The organism is Stenotrophomonas sp. P5_B8, from assembly GCF_054049855.1.
In genome coordinates, this window is sequence record NZ_JBFULO010000262.1 from 1 (window position 1) to 5,318 (window position 5,318).

General features: G+C 67.3%; 4 protein-coding genes. All 4 read left to right on the plus strand.

What is annotated here, in order from left to right:
* A partial coding sequence (locus ACXJKH_RS13860) for a flagellar basal body P-ring protein FlgI (RefSeq protein ID WP_457320097.1) occupies positions 1 to 986 on the plus strand: 986 nt, incomplete at its 5' end.
* A 1-nt stretch (position 987) separates the two neighbouring features.
* On the plus strand, positions 988 to 2,217 hold the full coding sequence (gene flgJ, locus ACXJKH_RS13865; protein WP_457320099.1) for a flagellar assembly peptidoglycan hydrolase FlgJ: 1,230 nt from the start codon (positions 988 to 990) through the stop codon (positions 2,215 to 2,217).
* An 8-nt stretch (positions 2,218 to 2,225) separates the two neighbouring features.
* Positions 2,226 to 4,106, plus strand: coding sequence for a flagellar hook-associated protein FlgK (gene flgK / locus ACXJKH_RS13870; protein ID WP_457320100.1), 1,881 nt, complete (start codon positions 2,226 to 2,228; stop codon positions 4,104 to 4,106).
* Positions 4,103 to 5,305, plus strand: a complete 1,203-nt coding sequence (gene flgL / locus ACXJKH_RS13875) for a flagellar hook-associated protein FlgL (protein WP_256776982.1) — start codon at positions 4,103 to 4,105, stop codon at positions 5,303 to 5,305. The genes flgK and flgL overlap by 4 nt, the downstream gene beginning before the upstream one ends.
* Positions 5,306 to 5,318 lie beyond the last annotated feature (13 nt).

The window sequence follows — 5,318 nt, forward strand, 5'->3', positions numbered from 1 at the left end:
GCTATGGCCTGGTGGTCGGCCTGGACGGCAGCGGTGACCGCACCAGCCAGGCGCCCTTCACCGTGCAGAGCTTGAAGAACCTGCTCGGCGAACTCGGCGTCAACGTACCGGCCAACGTCAATCCGCAGCTGAAGAACGTGGCCGCCGTGGCGATCCACGCCGAGCTGCCGCCGTTCGCCAAGCCGGGCCAGCCGATCGACATCACCGTGTCTTCGATCGGCAACGCGGTGTCGMTGCGCGGCGGCTCGTTGCTGATGGCGCCGCTGCGCGGTGCCGACGGCCAGGTCTACGCGATCGCCCAGGGCAACCTGGTGGTCGGTGGCTTCGGCGTGCAGGGCAAGGACGGTTCGCGGGTATCGGTGAACGTCCCCAGCGTCGGTCGCATTCCCAATGGCGCCACGGTCGAACGTGCACTGCCGGACGTGTTCAACGGCGGTGGCGACATCACCCTGAACCTGCACAAGAACGACTTCACCACGGTCTCGCGGATGGTTGCCGCGCTGAACACTGCCTTCGGCGATGGCGCAGCGCGGGCGATCGACGGTGTCACGGTATCGGTGCAGTCGCCGAGCGACCCGGGCGCCCGCATCGGGATGCTGGCACGTATCGAAAACCTGGAACTCACCCCGGGCAGCGCGCCGGCCAAGGTGGTGGTCAACGCACGTACCGGCACGGTCGTGATCGGCTCGCAGGTGCGCGTCGGCCCGGCGGCCATTTCGCATGGCTCGCTCACCGTGACCATCAACGAGAACACCAACGTCAGCCAGCCCAATGCCTTCGGCAACGGCCAGACCGTGGCCTCGCCGCAGTCCACCATCACCGCCACCAACGATGGCAGCCGCATGTTCAAGTTCACCGGCGGCACCACGCTGGACGAGATCGTGCATGCGGTCAACGCGGTGGGGGCGGCACCTGGCGATCTGATTGCGATCCTGGAAGCACTCAAGCAGGCCGGCGCACTGAGCGCCGAGCTCGAGGTGATCTGACATGCGCATCAACCCGGCACTGGAACTCAATCCGGCCCAGGCCAACAGCCCGGCCAAGGTGGACAAGGTGGCGCGYCAGCTGGAAGGCCAGTTCGCGCAGATGCTGGTCAAGAGCATGCGCGATGCCAGCTTCGGCGACTCGCTGTTTCCCGCCGAAAACACCATGTTCCGCGAGATGTACGACCACAAGATCGCCGAGGCGATGACCCGTGGGCGCGGGCTGGGCCTGTCGGCGATGATCACCCGTCAACTGGGTGGCGCCGAGGCCGAGGCCGCCAAGCCGACCGACACCGCCTTGAACCCGGCCGCCGCGCTGCGCGCATACCGGCTCAACGCACCGGCGGCGGCGCCGATGGCGCTGCCCGCCTCGACCATGCCGGCCGGCACGCCGAGCGAAGTGGAGATGCTGCAGCAGTTGCGCGGCGCCGATCCGTCAACGGTGCTGCAGCCGATGGAACGTGCGCTGGATCTGATCGCCGGCCGCGAGAGCAGCCAGATGCACGAGGCCATCGGCCGTTCCGATCCGTATTCGGCGGCGTCCGGCGTCAGCGATCCGACCGAACAGAACTGGGCCGCGCTGGCCGATGACCGCTGGCGCGACGTCAACGGTACGGCCGCCGCGCGGGGACCGAGTGCGGTCGATACGCTGGCCGCCAACACCGCTGCCGCCCAGCTTGGCCCGCACACGCCGGAAGGTTTCGTGGCCAGCATCTGGAACCACGCCCAGCAGGCCGCGCGCGAACTGGGCGTGGATGCCAAGGCGCTGGTCGCCCAGGCCGCGCTGGAGACCGGTTGGGGCCGCAAGCTGGTGCAGCGCAACGGCGGTGGCAGCTCGCACAACCTGTTCGGGATCAAGGCCAGCGGCTGGAGCGGCGAACGCGCCACCAGCGGCACCCATGAATACGTGGACGGCGTGCGCCGCAACGAAACCGCCAGCTTCCGCGCCTACACCTCGGTTGGCGACAGTTTTGCCGACTACGTGAAACTGCTCAAGAACAGCCCGCGTTACCAGAATGCGCTGCAGGCCGGCGGCGATGTCCGCGGCTTCGCCCAGGGCCTGCAGAAGGCCGGCTACGCCACCGATCCCAGCTACGCGGCCAAGATCGCCGCGATTGCCGGCGGCCCGACCATCGAGCGCGCGATCGCCGCCGTGGGCAATGCCAGCCAGCGCCTGGGCGAGACCTTTGCCAGCACCGCCAGCCCGACCGGGCTGGGCGTCATCCGTCGTTGAGGTAACCCATGTCCAGCGTACTTTCCACCGGCACCAGCGCCCTGCTCGCTTTCCAGCGGGCGCTGGCGACCACCAGCCACAACGTCGCCAACATCAACACGCCGGGCTACAGCCGGCAGAAGGTCGACTTCGCCACCGCCAATCCGCAGAACTTCGGCTATGGCGACGTGGGCAACGGCACCCGGATCAGCGATATCCGCCGGGTGGCCGACCAGCTGGCGATCTCGCGGTTGCTCGATGGCAGTGGTGAACTGGCGCGATTGAAGCAGCTGTCGAGCATGGCCGACCGTGTGGATGCGATGTTCTCTGATACCGCCACCAACGTGTCCGGGGTCTGGTCGAGCTTCTTCGACACGGTCAGCGGCCTGTCCTCCAACGCGTCGGGTACGGCCGACCGGCAGAACATGCTCGACGGCGGCAAGACCCTGGCCAGCCGCTTCCAGCAGCTCAACGGCCAGCTCAATACGCTCAACGGCGAGGTCAACAACGGCCTCATCGCCGGCGCGTCGGAGATCAACCGGCTCGCCAAGGAAATCGCGCAGCTCAACGGCAGCATCGGTGGCAACGCGGCCAACGCCGCGCCGGACCTGCTGGATCGCCGCGATGCGCTGATCGCCAACCTGGTCGGCTATACCGGCGGCAACGCGGTGATGCAGGACGGCGGCTTGATGAACGTCTACACCGCCGGTGGCSAGGCGCTGGTGGTAGGCACCACCGCCTCCAAGGTCACCACCGTGGCCGATCCGTACATGCCCGAGCGCCTGCAGCTCGCGCTGGAGAGCGCCGGCCAGAAGATCACCCTGGAACCGAAGACCCTCGGCGGCCAGATCGGCGGTCTGCTGGAGTTCCGCGATACCGTGCTGACGCCCACCCAGGCCGAACTGGGCAAGCTGGCCGTCGGCATGGCCAGCAGCTTCAACGATGTGCACCGCCAGGGCGCGGACCTGTACGGCAACCTGGGCGGGGACTTCTTCAACATCGGCAGCCCGCGCATCACCGGCAACGCCAACAACACCGGCACCGCCAGCATGACCGCCAGCTTCGGCGACCTGTCCAAGCTGGACGGGCAGAACGTGCTGCTCAAGTTCGACGGCACCCAGTGGCAGGCGACCCGCGCCGACACCGGCGCGGCGATTCCGATGACCGGCACCGGCAGCGCCGCCGACCCGCTGGTGATCAACGGCGTGGAACTGGTGATGACCGGTGCCCCGGCCGTGAACGACCGCATGCTGCTGCAGCCCACCGCGGGCGTGGCCGGCACCCTGTCGGTGGCGATCACCGATACCTCGCGCATCGCGGCGGCGGCACCGATCAAGGGCACGGCCGCACTGACCAATACCGGTACCGGCAAGCTCACCGGGGTCAAGGTGACCGACCACAACAACGCGGCGCTGCGCAATCCGGCCGCGATCGTGTTCACCAGCGCCACCCAGTACACGCTCGATGGTGCCGGCCCGTTCACCTATACCGCCGGCCAGACCATCAGCGCCAATGGCTGGAGCTTCGTGCTCGACGGTGCGCCCAAGACCGGCGACACCTTCGGCATCGGCCCGACTCCGGCCGGTTCCTCGGACAACAGCAACGCCCTGTTGCTGGCCAAGGTGGAACAGGCCAAGGCCTTCAACGACGGTACCGTGACGCTCAGTGGCGCGCTCGGTGGGCTCACCACCCAGGTTGGCGCCGCCGCGCGATCGGCAGATTACTCGCTGCAGGCCCAGCAGGTGATCACCGACCAGGCGCAGTCCGCGCGCGATGCGATCTCCGGGGTCAACCTGGATGAGGAAGCGGCCGACATGCTGCGCCTGCAACAGGCCTACCAGGCCGCCTCGCAGCTGATTTCCACCGCCGACAACATGTTCCAGACCATCCTCGGAGCCGTGAGCCGATGAACAGCCGCATTTCCACCGGGATGATGTTCCAGCAGTCGGTGTCGTTGATGATGGCCAAGCAGGCCAAGATGAGCCACCTGGAACAGCAGATCGCCACCGGCCGCCGCCTGGTGACCGCCAAGGACGACCCGGTCGCCTCCGGCGCCGCCGTCGGCCTGGACCGCACGCTGGCCTCGCTGGACCGCATGCAGCTCAACGCGGGCAACGTGCAGAACCGGCTGGGCCTGCAGGAAAACGCACTGGCCCAGGTCGGCGACATGATGGGGCGCATCACCGAGTTGACGATCTACGCCAATAATCCGGCGCTGGCCGCCTCGGACAAGCAGTCGATGGTCACGGAAATCGAGGCGATCCGCGGGAACCTGCTGGCGCTGGCCAACAGTACCGACGGCACCGGGCGCTATTTGTTTGGCGGTACGGCCGATGACAGCCCGCCTTTCAGCCAGATCGATGGCAAGGTGGTCTATAACGGCGACCAGAACCAGCGCCAGGTCGAGGTCGGGCCGGACACGTACGTGCTCGATGCCCTGCCCGGCAGCGAGATTTTCCTGCGGATCGGTACCGGCGATGGGCACGTGGACGGGGCGGCCAGCACGGCCAACACGGGCACGGGCGTGCTGACCAATGTGACCCGCGACGGCAGCGACAGCTGGAACGGCCAGGGCTTCAGCGTGCGCTTCACCGCTGAAGACCAGTACGAGCTGCTGGATGCCGGCGGTACGGTGGTGTCCACCGGTACGATGAAGGCAGGCGACGATCTGGTGCTCAACGGGGTGCGTTTGCACATCGACGGCAAGCCGGCGGCCGGCGATACCTTCGAGGTGAGTCCGGCGACCAGCCGGGATATTTTCAGCACGCTGGACAGTCTGATCGGGTCGTTGAAGATGGATACCGGGAGCGCGTCCAAGTCGGCGGCGCAGCAGAATCTGCTGCAAAGTGGTCTGCGCGACGTTGCGCGGGCCTCGGAGCGGATGATCGATTCGCGCGCGGCCGGTGGTGCGCAGTTGAAGGCGCTGGACAATGCGGCGGACATGCGTGAGTCCAATACGGTGACGCTCAAGAGCACGCTGTCGCAGATGCGCGATCTGGACTACGCCGATGCCATCAGTCAGTACCAGCTGGAGAGCACTGCCCTCCAGGCCGCGCAGACGCTGTTCTCGCAGATGCAGCAGATGTCGTTGTTCAACGTGTTGCGCTGATACCGCGACACGA

Excerpts from the sequence above, each read along its gene's own strand:
- flgL (WP_256776982.1), top strand. The coding sequence starts at position 4,103 with ATGAACAGCCGCATTTCCACCGGGATGATGTTCCAGCAGTCGGTGTCG.